This window comes from Polaromonas sp. P1_G4 (genome assembly GCF_056405475.1).
This window is the reverse complement of sequence record NZ_JBFUCA010000021.1, coordinates 1-17,337: the sequence shown is the minus strand read 5'-3', so window position 1 is coordinate 17,337 and position 17,337 is coordinate 1. Positions and strand designations below refer to the sequence as shown.

Below are 17,337 nucleotides of genomic sequence, written 5' to 3'. Positions count from 1 at the left end.
AAGGAATCAACTTATGACAGAAAAAATGACTTCCAGAGGGAGTTGCCATTGTGGAAAGGTCGCGTTTGAGGTCGACGGCCAGCCGAACAGCGCCCTGGCCTGCAACTGCTCCATCTGCCAGCGCAAAGGGTCGCTGCTGTGGTTTGTGCCGCATGACCAGCTCCGTTTGCTGACACCCGATGAAAATGCCAGCACCTATCAGTTCAACAAGCATGTGATCAGCCACCGTTTCTGCCCCGCCTGTGGCATTCATCCTTATGGCGAAGGGACGGATCCTGCCGGCAATCGCATTGCAGCTGTCAACGTCCGCTGCCTCGAGGGAATCGATCTGGACACCATCAAGGTGACRCATTTTGACGGGCGTTCTTCCTAGCTCTTCCCGGAACCCCCGGATCCTGTATTCCCGGACTCTGGCGGACGCAATAATCTGCCACTTCGTCCGCACCCCTGGGGCCGGTATTCCCGGCCATTACTCATATTGCTCAGTGCTGTCTGACTTCCCTTGGGCCAGTCGGCCTCGACATTTTTTTACTGACACCATGACTTCCAGCGACATTGAAAATATCGAGCGCGCCACTGTGGCAGCTGTATCACCCGAGGAGCAGCTTGAAATCGAGGGCTGGCTGCTGCCCTTTGACAGCGGGACCGTCAGCCGGGCCAAAAGTGCGGTGCCCCTGCTGCATCAACCCCCCGCCGATGGCGTGATCGATCGCATTGAAGGGCTGTACCGTGCGCGCGGCAAGCGGGCCGTCTTCCGGCTGGCCAATGAGGCCTGCTTTGATGCCTTGCGCCGCGAACTGGGCACGCGGGGTTACACGGCAGGCAAGCCGGTGCTGGTGGAAGTGGCGCAGGTCAAGTCCATGCGTGGTGTGTCGGCGCAGGCACTGGCTGAAACAGCCCACGCGCCGGACGAGGCCTGGGCCGCGTTGTTCCTGGCCGAGGGTTTTGACCCCGTGGACGGCGCCAGCCGTGTCAGGTCACTGAGCCGCGGGCGTGATTCCGTGTTTGCCAGCGTGCGCGAAGGCGGCAAGGCCATTGCGGCTGGCGCGGCGGCGTTCAGCCACGGATGGTCCAGTGTCCACGGCATGCGAACCGACCCGGCACATCGCGGCAAGGGATTGGCGGGCCGGGTACTGACCGCCATGGCCGAAGCGGCCATGCAGCGGGGCATTGAGCGTGTATTCCTGCAGGTGGAAGAAGGCAATGCCCCGGCGCGGGCGCTTTACCGGCGGGCGGGCTTTGAAACGGTCTGGAGTTATGACTACTGGACCCAGGGCTGAACCTTGATCCAGGCGCGGTGCGGAATTGGGTGTGTGCGGGATACTGGATGCGGCAAGTTGCTATGATTTTTATAGCTGCTTGCGATGGTGGCTATTAGGCTAGAGCCTGCTTTATTGTTATTTTCAGGCCTGATTTGATCGAATTTGGCTGTCTTGCCGCCCCGTCTTGCCTCAAAAAAACGGCTTTGCAGTACCTGGAAGCCGTTCTTCATGAACATATTTGGCCTCCTGCCCAATAGGGTCATGCGCGAGCCGCTATCTATTTCATAGCGCGCCATGCGAGACAAGGGTGCAACTTGCCGCATGTGCGCGCCGCCCGGCACGCCAGCCGGGCGCGAAAGCCTTCAGGCTTCGGCTGCCGGTTCGGCGATGCCGCCGACCACGTGGCTGAAGCCGCCATCCACATAGGTGATCTCGGCGCTCACGCCTGCGGCCAGGTCGCTCAGCAAAAAGGCGGCGACGTTGCCGACGTCTTCAATCGTCACATTGCGGCGGATTGGCGAGGCCTCGGCGACCACACTCAAAATCTTGCCGAAGCCCTTGATGCCGCTGGCGGCCAGGGTTTTGATCGGGCCGGCGCTGATGCCGTTGACGCGCATGCCCTTGGGGCCCAGCGATTCGGCCAGGTAGCGCACCGAGGCTTCCAGGCTGGCTTTGGCCAGGCCCATGGTGTTGTAGTTGGGCACGGTGCGCACGGCGCCGAGGTAGGTCAGCGTGAGCAGGGCCGATTTTTTGTTGAGGTAGGGCAGGGCCGCCTTGGCCATCGCCGGAAAGCTGTAAGCGCTGATGTCGTGGGCGATCTTGAAGCCCTCACGTGACAGGCCGTCCAAAAAGTCGCCGGCGATCGCCTCGCGCGGCGCAAAGCCGATGCTGTGCACAAAGCCGTCAAACGTTGGCCAGGTTTTGGAGAGGTCGGCAAACATCTTGTCGATCTGCGCGTCGTCGCCCACGTCGCAGTCAAAAATCAGTTTCGAGTCGAAGTCGGCAGCAAACTCGGTGATGCGGTCCTTGAAGCGCTCGCCGACATAGCCGAACGCCAGCTCGGCGCCCTGGGCATGGCAGGCCTTGGCGATGCCATAGGCGATGGACCGGTTCGAGAGGACCCCCGTGATCAACAGTTTTTTGCCAGTGAGGAATCCGGTGTTGGTGGCCATGCAGGTGCTCCAGAGTAGGTAGTTCGCGGGGGAAGGGAAGGCAAGGGACAGGGGCGCAGTGTCTGCGCGCCGCAATCTTGCCAGCTTAAGTAGTGCAGAATTGTCGCATGCGAAGTTTGCTGGTTTGGGTCCTGCTGGGTCTTTCATCACCGTCATGGGCCGCGCACGGCTATGCACTCTGGGGAGACCTCAAGTACCCCGCGGGGTTTGCCCACTTCGACTACGTCAACCCCGCAGCACCCAAGGGCGGGGACCTGCGCCTGGTCAGCAACCTGCGTTACTCGACTTTCGACAAATACAACCCTTTCACAATCAAAGGCTCGGCGCCGGCCTATTTGTCGAGCTTCATGTTCGACACGCTGCTGACGGGGGCGATGGACGAAACCGCCTCAGGCTACGGGCTGCTGGCCGAAGACGTCGAGGTGTCGGCTGACGGGCTCACGGCCACCTTCCGCCTGCGCAAGGAAGCGCGCTTTCACAACGGTGACCCGGTGCTGGCGGCCGACGTCAAATACAGCTTTGACACCCTGATGGGCCCGCATACCTCGCCGTCCTACAAGACCGTGTTCGAAGACGTCGCAGCCTGCGAGGTGGTGGGCGAGYGGACGGTGCGCTTTCGTTTCAGGAAGCCGAACCGCGAACTGCCGTTGAAAGTGGGCGGCATGGCGGTGTTCAGCCGCAAGTGGGGCATGGACGCCACCGGTAAGGCCAAGCCCTTCAATGAGGTCGTGACCGACATCCCCATTGGCAGCGGGCCCTATCGAATCGGCCTGGTGGTTTTCGGCAAAGACATCAGTTATGTGCGCGACAAGACCTACTGGGGTGAGAAACTCAATGTTCGGGTCGGTACAGGGAATTTCGACACCGTCACCGTCAAGATTTACAAGGACAACACTGCCAAGCTTGAGGCGCTCAAGGCCGGTGAGTTCGACATCATGCGTTTCTTCTCGGCCGGCGACTGGGCGCGGCGCCTGACGGGCAAACGTTTTGACAGCGGCGAACTCGTCAAGGGGGAATTCAAGCATAGCCTGCCCACGGGTTTCCAGAGCTATGTGCTAAATAGTCGGCGTGAAAAGCTCAAGGACCCGCGCGTGCGGGAAGCTCTGGGACTGGCGATCGACTACGAGTGGATGAACCGCCAGTTGTTTTACAACGCCTACCAGCGCGTGACCGGCCTGTTCGGAAACACCGATTGCCAGGCCACCGGACTGCCGAAGCCCGAAGAGCTGGCTTTGATGGAACCCTGGCGCCAGGACATCCCCGCAGCGGCATTCGGCGCCATGTACGTGCCGGCGCGCACTGACGGCGACTCTTCGCTGCGCGCTAATTTGCGCCGTGCCCAGGTGCTCCTGAAGGAAGCCGGCTGGGAGGTTCGGGACGGCAAGCTGCGCAACGCCAAAGGCGAGGCTATGGTGCTGGAATACCTGGATAGCAACGAGGGCGGTGTGCGCACGATTTCGCCCTGGATACGCGCCCTCGAAAAGCTCGGCATCCAGCTCAACTTCCGGCAGGTCGACTTCGCGCTCTACCAGCAGCGCCTCGATAAATTCGAGTTCGACATCATCTCCATCGCCTACGGTGGCACCAACAACCCGGGTCAGGAGTTCGCCGACATGTTCGGTAGCAAGGCCGCCGCCACTGAGGAGTCGGGTAACTTCAGCGGAGCCGCCAATCCCGCGATTGATGCCATGATCACCAAAATGACCAGCGCCAAAACCAAGGCCGAGTTGTTGCCCGCCTGCCGTGCATTGGAACGCATCGTGGCGCACAGCCACTACCTGCTGCCGGAATGGACGGCCGGCACCCATCGCGTGGTCTATAACGCACGCCGCCTTGCCATGCCGGGCCAGATGCCACCCTATGCGCCAGGCGAGACCTGGATCATCGATACCTGGTGGAAAAAATGAACACCCCCGTCGGACGTTCGCTTCGCGTAACGCCTTCCCCCCTTGCAGGGGGCGGCAGCTGCGGCCCGGCAAAGCCAGTTCCGCGCTGCCCACCGGGTTTGGCGGGAGTTTGATCGATCATGTTTGCCTACATTCTCAAACGCTGTCTTTTGATGATCCCGACTTTGTTCGGGGTGTTGCTGATCACCTTTGTGGTGACGCAGTTCGTGCCGGGCGGGCCGGTGGAGCAATACATGGCCGAGGCCAAGGCCGGCCCCAGCGGTGGAGGCGGTGCCGAGGGTGGCGGCCTGAGCTACCGGGGTGGGCAGGGCGTCGACCCGAAACGCGTCGAGCAGATCAAGGCGCTCTATGGTTTCGACAAGCCGGCGCCCGAGCGCTTTTACCTGATGCTCAAGCAGTTTTTGAGCTTTGACCTTGGCAGAAGCTTCTTCCACAACAAGGAGGTCTGGCAACTGGTCAAGGAAAAGCTCCCGGTTTCCATCAGCCTGGGTTTGTGGACCTTCTTCATCAGCTACCTGGTGGCTGTGCCACTGGGCGTCGCCAAGGCGGTGCGTGCCGGCTCGCGTTTCGATTTCGTCACAACCTTGCTGGTGCTGACCGGCTATGCCATTCCTGGCTTTGTGCTGGGTGTCGCGCTGCTGGTGATCTTCGGCGGCCAGTTGCAGTGGTTTCCGTTGCGCGGCCTGACCTCGCCCAATTGGGAGACTTTGAGCTGGGGTGCGCGCATCACCGATTACCTCTGGCATATCACCTTGCCGGTCACGGCCATGGTGCTGGGCAGCTTCGCAGTCACGGCCATGCTGACCAAGAACTCCTTCCTGGAGGAAATCCGCAAGCAATACGTGCTCACGGCCCGCGCCAAGGGCCTGGGTGAGCGCCAGGTGCTGTGGAAGCATGTGTTCCGCAATGCGCTGATTCCCCTCATCACCGGCTTCCCGGCCGCCTTTATCAGCTCGTTCTACACCGGTGCGCTGCTGATCGAAACCCTGTTCTCGCTGGATGGCATGGGGCTGCTCAGCTATGAAAGCATCATCCGGCGCGACTACCCGGTGGTGCTAGGCACGCTCTACCTGTTTACCTTGATCGGCCTGTTCACCAAGCTGATTTCCGATTTGTCTTATGTCTGGGTGGATCCGCGTGTACGGTTCGATTAACCCCCCTGAAGCCACCTCCGGCGGCCTTCCCCCCGAGGGGACGCCTCCTGCGGACGGGCAAAGCCCGGTCCGCGGCGACGCTGTACAAGAAAAGTACGTTTCGAACTCTCCCGCCAAGCGCGCCTGGAGGCGTTTTCGGCGCAACAAGCTGGGGTTTTACAGCCTGGTGGTGTTCTGTACGTTGGTGGTGCTCAGTCTTTGTGCCGAGCTCGTCTCCAACGACCGGCCGCTGCTGGTGCGCTATGAGGGAGGCTATTACTTTCCCATGGTCAAGGACTACAGCGAGAAGACCTTTGGGGGTGACTTCGACACGACCACCGATTACCTCGATCCCTATATCCAGGAACGGCTGGCGCGTGGCAGCAATTTCGCGTTGTACACCCTCAATCCCTACGGGCCCAACACCCTCAATTATTTTGCGAAAGAGCCCAACCCCTCGAAGCCGACGCGCGCCAACCTGCTGGGCACCGACGACCGGGGGCGCGACCTGCTGGCCCAGCTGATTTACGGCTTTCGGGTCAGTGTACTGTTTGCGCTGGCGCTGACGGTCACCGGTGTGCTGCTCGGCATGCTGACGGGGGCGCTACAGGGCTATTTCGGTGGCAAGACCGATTTGCTGTTCCAGCGTTTCATCGAAATCTGGGGCTCCGTACCGGAGCTCTATCTGCTGATCATCTTCAGCGCCGTTTTTGCGCCTAGCGTTGCGTTGTTGCTGATCCTGCTCAGCCTGTTCGGATGGATGGGGTTGTCAGACTATGTGCGCGCCGAATTCCTGCGCAACCGGCAGATGGACTACGTGCGTGCCGCGCGCGCGCTGGGCGTGGGTAACTTGCACATCATCTGGCGGCACATCCTGCCCAACAGCCTGACGCCTGTGGTGACTTTTTTGCCGTTTCGCATGAGTGGCGCGATTTTGGCGCTGACTTCGCTTGATTTCCTGGGTCTGGGCGTACCGCCGGGCACGCCTTCGCTCGGTGAGTTGCTGTCGCAAGGCAAGAACAGCATCGATGCGTGGTGGATATCGCTGTCTACCTTCGCGGTGCTGGTGATTACGCTGCTGCTCCTCACCTTCATGGGCGACGCCTTGCGCGATGCCCTGGATCCCAGGAAGGCCGACTGATGACGCCGCCGCTCCTTGATGTCAAAAACCTGCAGATCTCGTTCGCAGGAAAATCCGTCGTCTACGGCATCGATTTTTCCATCGCACCCGGCGAAAAGCTTGCGCTGGTGGGCGAATCGGGTTCGGGCAAGACCGTGACGGCGCTGAGCCTGCTACGGCTGGCGCAAAACGCCGTGGTCGGTGGCAAGGCTGTTTTTACCGGCATCGATGCGGCAGACCGGGCCGCCAGCGGTGCGCCGCCCAGGGCGCCCGTGGATTTGCTGTCCTTGCCGGAGCAGTCCTTGCGTGGGATTCGCGGCCGTGACATCGCCATGATCTTCCAGGAGCCCATGACAGCACTGAACCCCCTGTTCAGTGTGGGCAACCAGATCGCCGAAGTTCTTCAGCTAAAACAGGGCCTGACCCCCGCTGAATGTGCGCAAGCAGCTATCAAATTGCTAGCAGATACGGGTATCACCGAGCCTGAAAGGCGGGCCAACTCCTTTCCGCATCAACTTTCGGGTGGCCAGCGGCAGCGGGCCATGATTGCGATGGCGCTGGCTTGCCAGCCCCGGCTGCTGCTGGCCGATGAGCCGACCACCGCGCTGGATGTCACCCTGCGCGGCCAGATCCTGGACCTGCTGGGCGAGCTGCAGCAGCGCAACGGCATGGCGGTGCTGATGATCACACACGACCTGAACCTCGTGCGCAAGTTTGCCGACCGAGTCGCGGTGATGGAAAACGGCCACATCGTGGAGCAGGGTGCCGTGGCGGAGGTTTTTGCCCGGCCACAGCACCCTTACACGCGCAAGCTGATCGACAGCAAGCCGCAGCGGGACGGGCTGGCGGCCGACGCTGGTGCGGAAGCGGGCGTGGGGCCGGCCATGCGTGCGGAAAGCCTGCGCGTGGCGTATCCGGTCTCCATTCCAGGCATACGCGGGTGGTTTAAAAAAGCCGAATTTGTGGCGGTCAAAGACGCCAGTTTTCATATCCCCCCGGGCAGGACGCTGGGCGTGATCGGTGAATCAGGATCCGGAAAATCCACCCTGGCGTTGGCCAGCCTGGGCTTGCTGCCTTTTTCAGGGCAGCTGCAGGCGGCCGGCCAGACCTGGAGCCGGGATGCGGCACGCAACAAGGCCATCCGCCGCGCCGTTCAGGTCGTGTTCCAGGACCCRTTTTCTTCCCTGTCACCCCGCATGACCGTTGAAGCCATTGTGGAGGAGGGCCTGACGGTGCACGAGCCCAAACTGGCCCCAGCCGGGCGGCGGGAWCGGGCGCTGCAGGCGCTGGCCGATGTCGGTATGACCGAGGCCCAGTTTCCGGGTTTGCTGCAGCGCTATCCGCACGAATTTTCAGGCGGGCAGCGCCAGCGGCTGGCCATTGCGCGCGCGCTGATCGTCAACCCCAGCCTGCTGGTGCTGGACGAACCCACCAGCGCGCTGGACGTCACTATCCAGAAACAGGTGCTGGGACTGCTGCAAAGATTGCAGCGCGAGCGTGGCCTGAGTTATTTGCTGATCACGCACGACGTCGACGTGATTCGTGCCATGGCCCATGAAGTCATGGTGATGAAGGACGGCGATGTGCTGGAGTCAGGCTCACTGAGCGAAGTGCTGGATACACCTCAGCATCCCTATACGCGGGTTCTGGTCACCGCGGCTTGAATATTGTGCGTCTCCACGGCCCCGCGGAGATCACAAAAAATCCTTATAAATTACTTTAACTAAATTAAAAATCCATATGATTTAATTGGTTTTATTGGATTTACAAATTTTTTTCAAGGAAGCGTGAAGAGGAGGCGTCATTTGGACTTTCACGCAGCGATGCATTCATTTTGACGCTGCTTCTTTCTAGTGGTGACGCCGGATTGGTTGGCCGAAAAGGACATGCCTTGGGTCGATTCATCAGGCCTGTTCCAATGAGCAGGTGGGCGTCGTAACCAGAAGGATTTACATCGACGGTTCAGGCAATCTCTAGCGTGTCAGGCACGGAAATTGTTTGCATCGAAGGGCGCAGCACGTTACAATAAGAGCTTCACGACCAAATGGGCGGGTTTTCACCGCCCATTTTTTTTGGGCGTTTGTTTTTGAACATACGGATTTAGAGCGGGTTTAAGAGACTGAATGGCATTGCAAGAGACGATTGAGCAAACTGTGACGGGGCTGGGCTACGAGCTGGTCGAGATCGAACGCACCGGCGGTGGTTTGCTGCGCGTCACGATCGACATGTCTTACGTCAAGGGTGCCGAACAGTTCATCAATGCCGAGGACTGCGAAAAAGTCACCCGCCAGCTCCAGTTTGTCCTGGAAGTCGAAGGCGCCGAATATGCGCGGCTGGAAGTCAGTTCCCCCGGCATCGACAGGCCCTTGCGCAACGAAAAAGATTTTGAGCGTTTTGCCGGTGAGTTGATCGACATCACGCTCAAGGCTCCTATTGGCGTGGCTGCCAGCGCCGGTTCAACCGTCGCGGCCAGCCGCAAGAAGTTTCGCGGCACGCTGGAGCGTGTCGTGGCCGCGGACGGCGTGGCCGGCTGGCAGATCGTGTGGAGCGATGAGCCGGCCGTCAAACCCGGCCAGAAGGTCAGTAAGAAGAAGGTTCCCGCACCGCTGCAGGCGTTGGGTTTTACCCTCGATGAAATTCAACAGGCGCGCCTCGCGCCCGTGGTTGATTTCAAGGGGCGTAAACCCAAAATAACGCCTGGTGCCGAACCCTTTGCAGAGAATTAATTTCAAGAAATGAAGAAAGGCAGGCTTGTGAAATGAATCGCGAACTGTTGATGTTGGTTGATGCCATCTCGCGTGAAAAAAATGTGGAACGTGACGTCGTTTTTGGCGCCGTCGAGCTTGCGCTCGCCTCGGCCACCAAGAAGGTGTACGAAGGCGAAGTGGACATCCGCGTGGCCGTCGACCGTGACAACGGCAATTACGAGACCTTCCGCCGCTGGCTGGTGGTGCCTGACGAAGCCGGCCTGCAGAACCCCGAAGCCGAAGAGCTGGTCAGCGACGCACGCGACGAGATTGCCGACATCGAAGAAGGCGACTACATCGAAAAGCCGGTGGAAAGCCTGCCCATCGGCCGTATTGGCGCGCAAGCCGCCAAGCAGGTCATTCTGCAGAAAATCCGTGACGCCGAGCGCGAAATGCTGCTCAACGACTTCATGTCGCGCGGCGACAAGATTTTTGTTGGCACCGTCAAGCGCATGGACAAGGGCGACATCATTGTCGAATCCGGCCGTGTGGAAGGCCGCCTGCGCCGTTCCGACATGATCCCGAAGGAAAACCTGCGCTCCGGCGACCGCGTGCGCGCCATGATCATGGAAGTTGACACGACCCTGCGCGGCGCGCCCATCATCCTCTCGCGCACGTCGCCCGAGTACATGATCGAGCTGTTCCGCCAGGAAGTCCCTGAAATCGAACAAGGCCTGCTGGAGATCAAATCCTGCGCCCGTGACCCCGGTTCCCGCGCCAAGATCGCCGTGCTGTCGCACGACAAGCGTGTCGACCCGATCGGCACCTGCGTCGGCGTGCGCGGCACCCGTGTCAACGGCGTGACCAACGAGCTCGCCGGCGAGCGCGTGGACATCGTGCTGTGGAGCGAAGACCCGGCCCAGTTCGTGATCGGCGCGCTGGCCCCGGCCAACGTGTCGTCCATTGTGGTCGACGAAGAGCGCCACGCCATGGACGTCGTCGTCGATGAAGAAAACCTGGCCATTTCGATCGGCCGCGGCGGCCAGAACGTGCGCCTTGCCGCCGAGCTGACCGGCTGGAAGATCAACATCATGACGGCCGATGAATCTGCGCAAAAGCAGGCGACCGAGACCGATTCCAGCCGCAAGCTGTTCATGGAAAAGCTCGACGTGGACGAGGAAATCGCCGACATCCTGATCTCCGAAGGCTTCACCAGTCTCGAAGAAGTGGCTTATGTGCCGCTGCAGGAAATGCTGGAGATCGAGTCCTTCGACGAAGACACCGTCAATGAGCTGCGCACGCGCGCCAAAGATGCGCTCTTGACGATGGAAATCGCCAAGGAAGAAAATGCCGAAGGCGTGTCGCAGAACCTGCGCGACGTCGAAGGCCTCACGCCAGAGCTGATCGCCAAACTGACAGAAGCGGGCATCCATACCCGCGACGACCTGGCCGATCTGGCCGTGGACGAACTTACCGATATCACCGGCCAGTCTTCGGACGAAGCCAAAGCCCTGATCATGACCGCACGCGCCCATTGGTTTACCGATGAACCCGCTGCCGCTGACACCCCTGCACCTGCAGCGGCCCAAGAGCAATGATCATGGAGGCCAGCAGGAAAAAAACATATGTCCAGTACCACTACCGTCGCTGAATTCGCAGCTGAACTCAATAAATCTCCCGCCACCCTGATCGAGCAATTGACCAGCGCGGGTGTCGCCAAGGCGCAAGCCAGCGACCCCTTGTCCGAAGCGGACAAGCAGAAGCTTCTCGGCTATCTGCAGGCCAGCCATGGCACCGTCACGGCCGAGCGCAAGAAGATCACCCTGGTGAAAAAATCCACCAGCGAGATCAAGCAGGCCGATGCCACCGGCAAGGCACGCACCATCCAGGTGGAAGTGCGTAAAAAGCGTACCTTTATCAAGCGTGACGACGGCTCCGACCAGCCTGCGGAAGAAGTGCAGCCTGAAGTGGCCGCTCCGCCGGCACCTCCCGTCATCGACGATGCCGAGCTGATTCGCCGCGAAGAAGAAGCCAGCCGCCACGCAGAACTGCTGCGCCGCCAGGAGCAGGAGCTTGCTGAAAAACGCCGTCTTCGCGAAGAGCAGGACGCCAAGGATGCTGCGCGCGAGCAGGAGCGCCTGGCCGCCGAGCAAACCGCCCAGGCGGCTGCTGCAGCCGCCGAGGCCGTGGTCAAGAAAGCCAAGCCAGCCGGAAAAGCCAAGGAAGCCGCGCCAGTAACAGCTGAAGCCACCAAGGCCGCTGAAACCGCTGCGGCCGTACAGGCCACGAAGGCTGCCGATGCCGCGGCTGCCGCTGCAACTGCCAAGGCCAAAGCCACCGCCGAATTCCAGGCCGACGCCGCCAAGGCGCAAGAGCTCCAGGATCGCCGCCGCAAGGCTGAAGCAGAAGCTGCCGGCATTCGCGCCATGATGTCCGCGCCCAAGCGCGTTCTGGTGCCCCACGTCGATCCCAAAGCCGCCATCAAGGGCACGCTGCACAAGCCGGCCGGGGCGCCGGGTGCCGCGGCCAAACCGGGTGCGCCGGCCGCTGCGGGGGCCCCTGGCGCCGCCGGCAAGAAGGAAGTCAAGTCGGAGAACCTGTCTTCGACCTGGAAGGACGACGCTGCCAAGAAGAAGGGCATTCCAAGCCGTGGCGCACCCGTTGTGCCCGGCCGTGGCAATTTCCGTGGCGGCCCGCGTGGCCGCCGCAATGACCGTGAAGCACGTCCTGAATCCACCTTCGTGGCGCCGACCGAATTCAAGGTCATTGAAGTGCACGTGCCTGAGACGATCACCGTGGCCGAACTCGCGCACAAGATGAGCGTGAAGTCATCGGAAGTGATCAAGCACCTGATGAAGCTTGGCCAGATGGTCACCATCAACCAGCCGCTGGACCAGGACACTGCCATGATTGTGGTGGAAGAAATGGGCCACAAGGCCGTGACGGCTTCGCTGGACGACCCGGAAGCCTTTGCCGACGAAGACGTGCAAGGCCAGCAGGCCGAGTTGTTGCCGCGCGCGCCGGTTGTGACGGTCATGGGTCACGTTGACCACGGCAAGACCTCGCTGCTCGATTACATCCGCCGCGCCAAAGTGGCCTCCGGTGAAGCGGGCGGCATCACCCAGCACATCGGTGCCTACCACGTGGAAACCCCGCGCGGCATGGTGTCCTTCCTGGATACTCCGGGCCACGAGGCGTTTACCGCCATGCGTGCCCGCGGTGCCCAGGCGACCGACATCGTGATTCTGGTGGTGGCGGCTGACGACGGCGTGATGCCGCAGACCAAGGAAGCCATCAAGCATGCCAAGGCGGCCGGTGTTCCCATCGTGGTGGCGATCAACAAGATCGACAAGCCTGGTATCAACATGGAGCGCGTCAAGGGCGAGCTGGTCACCGAAGAAGTGATTCCCGAAGAGTTCGGCGGCGACGTTCCTTTTGTCGGTGTCTCGGCCCATACTGGCGCCGGTGTCGATGCCTTGCTCGAACAGGTGCTGCTGCAGGCAGAAGTGCTTGAACTCAAGGCGCCGGTGGATGCGCTGGCCAAGGGCCTGGTGATCGAAGCCCGCCTCGACAAGGGCCGTGGCCCCGTGGCGACTGTGCTGATTCAGGCGGGAACGCTGAAAGCCGGCGACGTGGTGCTGGCTGGTTCGACCTATGGCCGCGTGCGCGCCATGCTGGACGAAAACGGCAAGCCGATCAAAACGGCGGGTCCGTCGATTCCAGTGGAAATTCAGGGTCTGACGGAAGTACCGCAGGCTGGTGATGAATTCATGGTCATGCTCGACGAGCGCCGTGCCCGTGAAATCTCCACCTACCGTGCCGGCAAGTTCCGCAATACCAAGCTGGCCAAGCAACAGGCCGCCAAGCTGGAGAACATGTTCTCCGACATCGGCGCCGGTGAAGTGAAGATGCTGCCCATCATCATCAAGGCCGATGTGCAAGGCTCGCAGGAAGCGCTGGCCCAGTCGCTGCTGAAGCTCTCGACCGAGGAAGTCAAGGTCCAGCTGGTGTATTCCGGTGTCGGCGGCATTTCCGAGTCCGACGTCAATCTGGCGATTGCCTCCAAGGCCGTGGTGATCGGGTTCAACACCCGCGCCGATGCCCAGGCCCGCAAGCAGGCCGAAAACAACGGCGTGGACATTCGCTACTACAACATCATTTATGACGCTGTGGACGAACTGCGCGCCGCGATGTCGGGCATGCTGACGCCGGACAAGAAGGAAGAAGTCATCGGCAATGCCGAGATTCGCCAGGTGTTCAAGGTCAGCAAGATCGGCTCGATCGCCGGCTGTATGGTCACCGCCGGGGTGGTTCGCCGCACCGCGCGCCTGCGCCTTCTGCGCGAAAACGTGGTCGTCTTCACGGGCGAACTCGACTCGCTCAAGCGCTTCAAGGACGACGCCAAGGAAGTCAAGGAAGGCTTCGAGTGCGGCTTGAACATCAAGAACTACAACGACATCCAGGTTGGCGACATCCTGGAGTTCTTTGAAATCAGGGAAGTGGCGCGGACACTGGAAGTCTGATCCCGGCTGGCCGGCAGCCCCTGGCTGCCAGCCTTTCCGCAGACCCCACCATTTTTTGACATGCGTAAAAAATCATCCACCCCGAATCGCGGTTTTCGCGTCGCCGATCAGATCCAGCGCGATCTGACGGAGCTGATCGCGCGCGAACTCAAAGACCCGCGGGTCGGGATGGTGACCGTGCAGGCCGTCGAGGTGACGGCCGACTATGCGCATGCCAAGGTGTTTTTCAGTGTGCTTGTCGGCGACCCGAAAGAGTGCGAAGAAGCGCTCAACCAGGCCGCCGGTTTCCTGCGCAACGGCCTGTTCAAGCGGTTGATGACGCACACCGTGCCGACGCTGCATTTCCACTTCGACCGCACGACCGAACGTGCGGCCGACATGAACGCCTTGATTGCCAAGGCGGTTTCTTCCCGCGCCCAAGACGACTGAGTTCGCGCCGTTCCCCTTGATGACAGGTTCAGGGACAACGGTGCCAACGACGCGCCCGGGCCAGCCCGGGCGTTGRGCCTGTCGGAATTTATGACGCAAACCTCTTCTCATCGCCAGAAAATCCAGCGACGTCCCGTGCATGGCGTGCTGCTGCTCGACAAGCCGCTGGGCCTGTCGAGCAATCAGGCCTTGCAGAAGGCCAAATGGCTGCTGCGCGCCGACAAGGCCGGCCACACCGGAACGCTTGATCCGCTGGCCACCGGCGTATTGCCGTTGTGCTTTGGCGCGGCCACCAAGTTCAGCCAGATCCAGCTCGACGCCGACAAGACATATGAAGCGGTGCTGCTGCTGGGCCAGAAAACCACCACGGCCGATGCCGAAGGCGACGTGATTGAAACCCGGCCCGTGCCCGAGATCACACCAGCCTTGCTGGAGTCGCTGACGGACCGTTTCACCGGCCCGCAGGCACAGGTTCCGCCCATGTACTCGGCACTCAAAAAAGACGGTAAGGCGTTGTACGAATACGCCCGCAAGGGGCAAGAGGTGGAGCGGGAAGCCCGCCACATCACGATTTTCAAACTGACTATGGCTGTGGCCCAGGACAGCCGTGCGCAAGCCGCTATCAAAATCATAGTGACCTGCAGCAAGGGTACCTATATCCGCACGCTCGGTGAAGACATTGGCGAAGCCATTGGCTGCGGTGCGCATCTCGGATCGCTCAGGCGGCTGGAGACCGGCGGCTACACGGCGCAGCAGTGCGTGACCTTGCCGGCCCTGGAAGCCATGACCGAGCCCGAGCGCGAAGCCTGCCTGCTGCCGGCGCAGTCGCTGGTGTCGGCGTACCCGTCTGTCACATTGGACGCCGACAATGCAGGGCGGTTTTTAAGTGGTTTGCGCCGCCGGGGTGAACCCGGGCAGTGGGGCGCCGATGCGCCGCTGGTGCAGGTCTATGGCACCGAGCCGCCGGCGTTCCTGGGCTCGGCCCATGTCACGGCCGACGAATTGATTCCGCAGCGTTTGCTGAGCCCGATTGAAATACAGGACATTTTGCAAGCCGCCTCCAAGGCCACCGTGCCGGCCGAACGTTCCGCACCCGATTTCGCTGCCGCGCCCACAGGCGTTGCGGCTTCTTCTTTCCAACATTAACCCGTACCGTTTCGAGTCTTCCTGAAAGCCAACCATGAGCCATAACCAAATCCGCAATATCGCCATCATCGCCCACGTTGACCATGGCAAAACCACCATGGTTGACCAGCTGCTGCGTCAGTCCGGCACCTTTGCCGAGCACGAAAAAGTGGTCGACACCGTGATGGACAACAACGCCATCGAAAAAGAACGCGGCATCACCATCCTGGCCAAGAACTGCGCCGTGACCTGGGAAGGCACGCACATCAACATCGTCGACACCCCGGGCCACGCCGACTTCGGCGGTGAAGTGGAGCGCGCGCTGTCCATGGTCGACGGTGTGGTGCTGCTGATCGATGCGCAGGAAGGCCCCATGCCCCAGACGCGTTTTGTGACCAAGAAGGCCCTGGCCCTGGGCCTCAAGCCTATCGTGGTGGTCAACAAGGTCGACAAACCGGGCGCCAATCCCGACAAGGTCATCAACGCCGCTTTCGACCTGTTCGACAAGCTGGGCGCCACCGACGAGCAGCTCGATTTCCCGGTGGTGTACGCCTCCGGCATCAACGGATGGTCCTCGCTCGAAGAAGGCCCGCCGAACGAGCAGTGGGGCCCCGACATGTCGGCGCTCTTCAACACCATCCTGAAGCATGTGCCTGCGCAAAAGGGCGACCCTGCCGCGCCGCTGCAGCTGCAGATTTCCGCTCTCGACTTTTCGACCTTCGTCGGCCGCATCGGCGTCGGCCGCATCAGCCAGGGCACGATCAGGCCCATGATGGACGTGGTGGTCATGGAAGGCCCGGACGGCAAGGCCGTCAAAGGCCGCGTCAACCAGGTGCTGACCTTCCAGGGCCTCGAACGCGTGCAGGCCACAGAAGCCGGCCCGGGCGAAATCGTGCTGATCAACGGCATTACCGACATCGGTATCGGCGTGACGATCACGGACCCGACCAACCCCGCGCCGCTGCCCATGCTCAAGGTTGATGAACCGACCCTGACCATGAACTTCTGCGTCAACACCAGCCCGCTGGCCGGCCGCGAAGGCAAGTACGTCACCAGCCGCCAGATCTGGGACCGCCTGCAAAAGGAACTGCAGCACAACGTGGCCCTGCGCGTCAGCGAAACCGACGAAGAAGGTATCTTTGAAGTCATGGGCCGGGGCGAGTTGCACCTGACCATCCTGCTGGAAAACATGCGCCGCGAAGGTTTCGAAATGGCCGTGTCCAAGCCGCGTGTCGTGATGAAGGAAGTCAACGGTGAAAAGCACGAGCCTATCGAGCTGGTCACCGCCGACATCGAAGACCAGCACCAGGGCGGCGTGATGCAGGCGCTGGGCGAGCGCAAGGGCGAGCTGGTGAACATGGAGCCGGACGGCCGTGGCCGCGTGCGCCTTGAGTACCGCATCCCGGCGCGTGGCCTGATCGGCTTTACCAACGAGTTCCTGAACTTGACCCGTGGTTCCGGCCTGATTTCCAACATCTTCGACAGCTACGAAGCGCACAAGGGCGAAATCGGCGGCCGTAAAAACGGCGTGCTGATCTCCATGGACGACGGTGAAATCTTCACCTACGCCCTGGGCAAGCTGGACGACCGCGGCCGCATGTTTGTGCGCGCCAATGACCCGGTGTATGAAGGCATGATCGTCGGCATCCACAGCCGCGACAACGACCTCGTCGTTAACGCCACGCGTACCAAGCAGCTGACCAACTTCCGCGTCAGCGGCAAGGAAGACGCGATCAAGATCACGCCGCCTATCGAGCTCACGCTCGAATACGGTGTCGAGTTCATCGAGGACGACGAGCTGGTTGAAATCACGCCCAAGTCCGTCCGCCTGCGCAAGCGCCACCTCAAAGAGAGCGATCGCAAGCGCGCAGGCAGGTCTTGAAGAGCCCCCACGCTTTTCACTTCGTGTAATGCGCTGCCCCCCGAGGGGGCCGTTGCGCCTGCGGCCCGGCAAAGCCGGTTCCGCGGCCCCTGCTGGT

The 17,337-nt window shown here is 61.3% G+C and carries 14 protein-coding genes; 12 read left to right on the top strand and 2 right to left on the bottom strand.

The window, feature by feature from the left end:
- The first annotated feature begins 25 nt into the window (after nt 1–25).
- Together AC1D1X_RS02195 and AC1D1X_RS02190 are read left to right on the top strand one after the other, a co-directional pair.
- Nucleotides 26–373 (top strand): GFA family protein, encoded by a 348-nt coding sequence (locus AC1D1X_RS02195; protein WP_477671714.1) that lies wholly within the window; start codon nt 26–28, stop codon nt 371–373.
- 166 nt (nt 374–539) lie between these two features.
- Nucleotides 540–1,280: a GNAT family N-acetyltransferase gene (locus AC1D1X_RS02190; protein WP_477671659.1), complete on the top strand. Its 741-nt coding sequence runs from the start codon at nt 540–542 to the stop codon at nt 1,278–1,280.
- Here the strand turns inward: AC1D1X_RS02190 and AC1D1X_RS02185 are convergent.
- On the bottom strand, nt 1,262–1,498 hold the full coding sequence (locus AC1D1X_RS02185; protein ID WP_477671658.1) for a hypothetical protein: 237 nt from the start codon (nt 1,496–1,498) through the stop codon (nt 1,262–1,264). The two genes, AC1D1X_RS02190 and AC1D1X_RS02185, sit on opposite strands and share 19 nt — an antisense overlap.
- A gap of 126 nt (nt 1,499–1,624) precedes the next feature.
- A complete protein-coding gene (gene fabI, locus AC1D1X_RS02180; RefSeq protein WP_477671657.1) occupies nt 1,625–2,434 on the bottom strand; it encodes an enoyl-ACP reductase FabI in 810 nt (269 codons plus the stop codon).
- Between the two features lie 107 nt (nt 2,435–2,541).
- Here fabI and AC1D1X_RS02175 point away from each other — a divergent pair, with 107 nt between their 5' ends.
- The 10 genes from AC1D1X_RS02175 (at nt 2,542) to typA (ending at nt 17,240) form a co-directional block, all read left to right on the top strand.
- A complete protein-coding gene (locus AC1D1X_RS02175) occupies nt 2,542–4,341 on the top strand; it encodes an extracellular solute-binding protein (RefSeq protein ID WP_477697762.1) in 1,800 nt (599 codons plus the stop codon).
- Between the two features lie 119 nt (nt 4,342–4,460).
- Nucleotides 4,461–5,495: a microcin C ABC transporter permease YejB gene (locus tag AC1D1X_RS02170; RefSeq protein ID WP_477649404.1), complete on the top strand. Its 1,035-nt coding sequence runs from the start codon at nt 4,461–4,463 to the stop codon at nt 5,493–5,495.
- Nucleotides 5,461–6,615, top strand: coding sequence for an ABC transporter permease (locus AC1D1X_RS02165; RefSeq protein ID WP_477671655.1), 1,155 nt, complete (start codon nt 5,461–5,463; stop codon nt 6,613–6,615). The genes AC1D1X_RS02170 and AC1D1X_RS02165 overlap by 35 nt, the downstream gene beginning before the upstream one ends.
- Nucleotides 6,615–8,258, top strand: a complete 1,644-nt coding sequence (locus tag AC1D1X_RS02160) for an ABC transporter ATP-binding protein (protein WP_477697761.1) — start codon at nt 6,615–6,617, stop codon at nt 8,256–8,258. Before AC1D1X_RS02165 ends, AC1D1X_RS02160 begins: the two co-directional genes overlap by 1 nt.
- Before the next feature lie 459 nt (nt 8,259–8,717).
- A complete protein-coding gene (rimP, locus tag AC1D1X_RS02155) occupies nt 8,718–9,320 on the top strand; it encodes a ribosome maturation factor RimP (RefSeq protein WP_477671653.1) in 603 nt (200 codons plus the stop codon).
- A gap of 32 nt (nt 9,321–9,352) precedes the next feature.
- Nucleotides 9,353–10,879, top strand: a complete 1,527-nt coding sequence (nusA, locus tag AC1D1X_RS02150) for a transcription termination factor NusA (RefSeq protein ID WP_477671652.1) — start codon at nt 9,353–9,355, stop codon at nt 10,877–10,879.
- A 27-nt stretch (nt 10,880–10,906) separates the two neighbouring features.
- The gene (gene infB / locus AC1D1X_RS02145) at nt 10,907–13,804 is read left to right on the top strand and encodes a translation initiation factor IF-2 (protein ID WP_477671651.1); all 2,898 of its coding nucleotides are present in this window, start codon (nt 10,907–10,909) and stop codon (nt 13,802–13,804) included.
- 60 nt (nt 13,805–13,864) lie between these two features.
- Nucleotides 13,865–14,233, top strand: a complete 369-nt coding sequence (rbfA, locus tag AC1D1X_RS02140; protein WP_457282766.1) for a 30S ribosome-binding factor RbfA — start codon at nt 13,865–13,867, stop codon at nt 14,231–14,233.
- A 90-nt stretch (nt 14,234–14,323) separates the two neighbouring features.
- A complete protein-coding gene (gene truB / locus AC1D1X_RS02135; protein ID WP_477671650.1) occupies nt 14,324–15,379 on the top strand; it encodes a tRNA pseudouridine(55) synthase TruB in 1,056 nt (351 codons plus the stop codon).
- Between the two features lie 34 nt (nt 15,380–15,413).
- The gene (gene typA, locus AC1D1X_RS02130) at nt 15,414–17,240 is read left to right on the top strand and encodes a translational GTPase TypA (protein WP_477671649.1); all 1,827 of its coding nucleotides are present in this window, start codon (nt 15,414–15,416) and stop codon (nt 17,238–17,240) included.
- The last annotated feature ends 97 nt before the right edge of the window (nt 17,241–17,337 follow it).

What these genes read in the sequence shown, in the direction of transcription:
- AC1D1X_RS02190 (WP_477671659.1), top strand. Translation starts at nt 540, where the DNA reads ATGACTTCCAGCGACATTGAAAATATCGAGCGCGCCACTGTGGCAGCT.
- AC1D1X_RS02185 (WP_477671658.1), bottom strand. Translation starts at nt 1,498, where the DNA reads ATGTTCATGAAGAACGGCTTCCAGGTACTGCAAAGCCGTTTTTTTGAG.
- fabI (WP_477671657.1), bottom strand. Translation starts at nt 2,434, where the DNA reads ATGGCCACCAACACCGGATTCCTCACTGGCAAAAAACTGTTGATCACG.
- AC1D1X_RS02170 (WP_477649404.1), top strand. Translation starts at nt 4,461, where the DNA reads ATGTTTGCCTACATTCTCAAACGCTGTCTTTTGATGATCCCGACTTTG.
- AC1D1X_RS02165 (WP_477671655.1), top strand. Translation starts at nt 5,461, where the DNA reads ATGTCTGGGTGGATCCGCGTGTACGGTTCGATTAACCCCCCTGAAGCC.
- rimP (WP_477671653.1), top strand. Translation starts at nt 8,718, where the DNA reads ATGGCATTGCAAGAGACGATTGAGCAAACTGTGACGGGGCTGGGCTAC.
- nusA (WP_477671652.1), top strand. Translation starts at nt 9,353, where the DNA reads ATGAATCGCGAACTGTTGATGTTGGTTGATGCCATCTCGCGTGAAAAA.
- infB (WP_477671651.1), top strand. Translation starts at nt 10,907, where the DNA reads ATGTCCAGTACCACTACCGTCGCTGAATTCGCAGCTGAACTCAATAAA.
- rbfA (WP_457282766.1), top strand. Translation starts at nt 13,865, where the DNA reads ATGCGTAAAAAATCATCCACCCCGAATCGCGGTTTTCGCGTCGCCGAT.
- truB (WP_477671650.1), top strand. Translation starts at nt 14,324, where the DNA reads ATGACGCAAACCTCTTCTCATCGCCAGAAAATCCAGCGACGTCCCGTG.
- typA (WP_477671649.1), top strand. Translation starts at nt 15,414, where the DNA reads ATGAGCCATAACCAAATCCGCAATATCGCCATCATCGCCCACGTTGAC.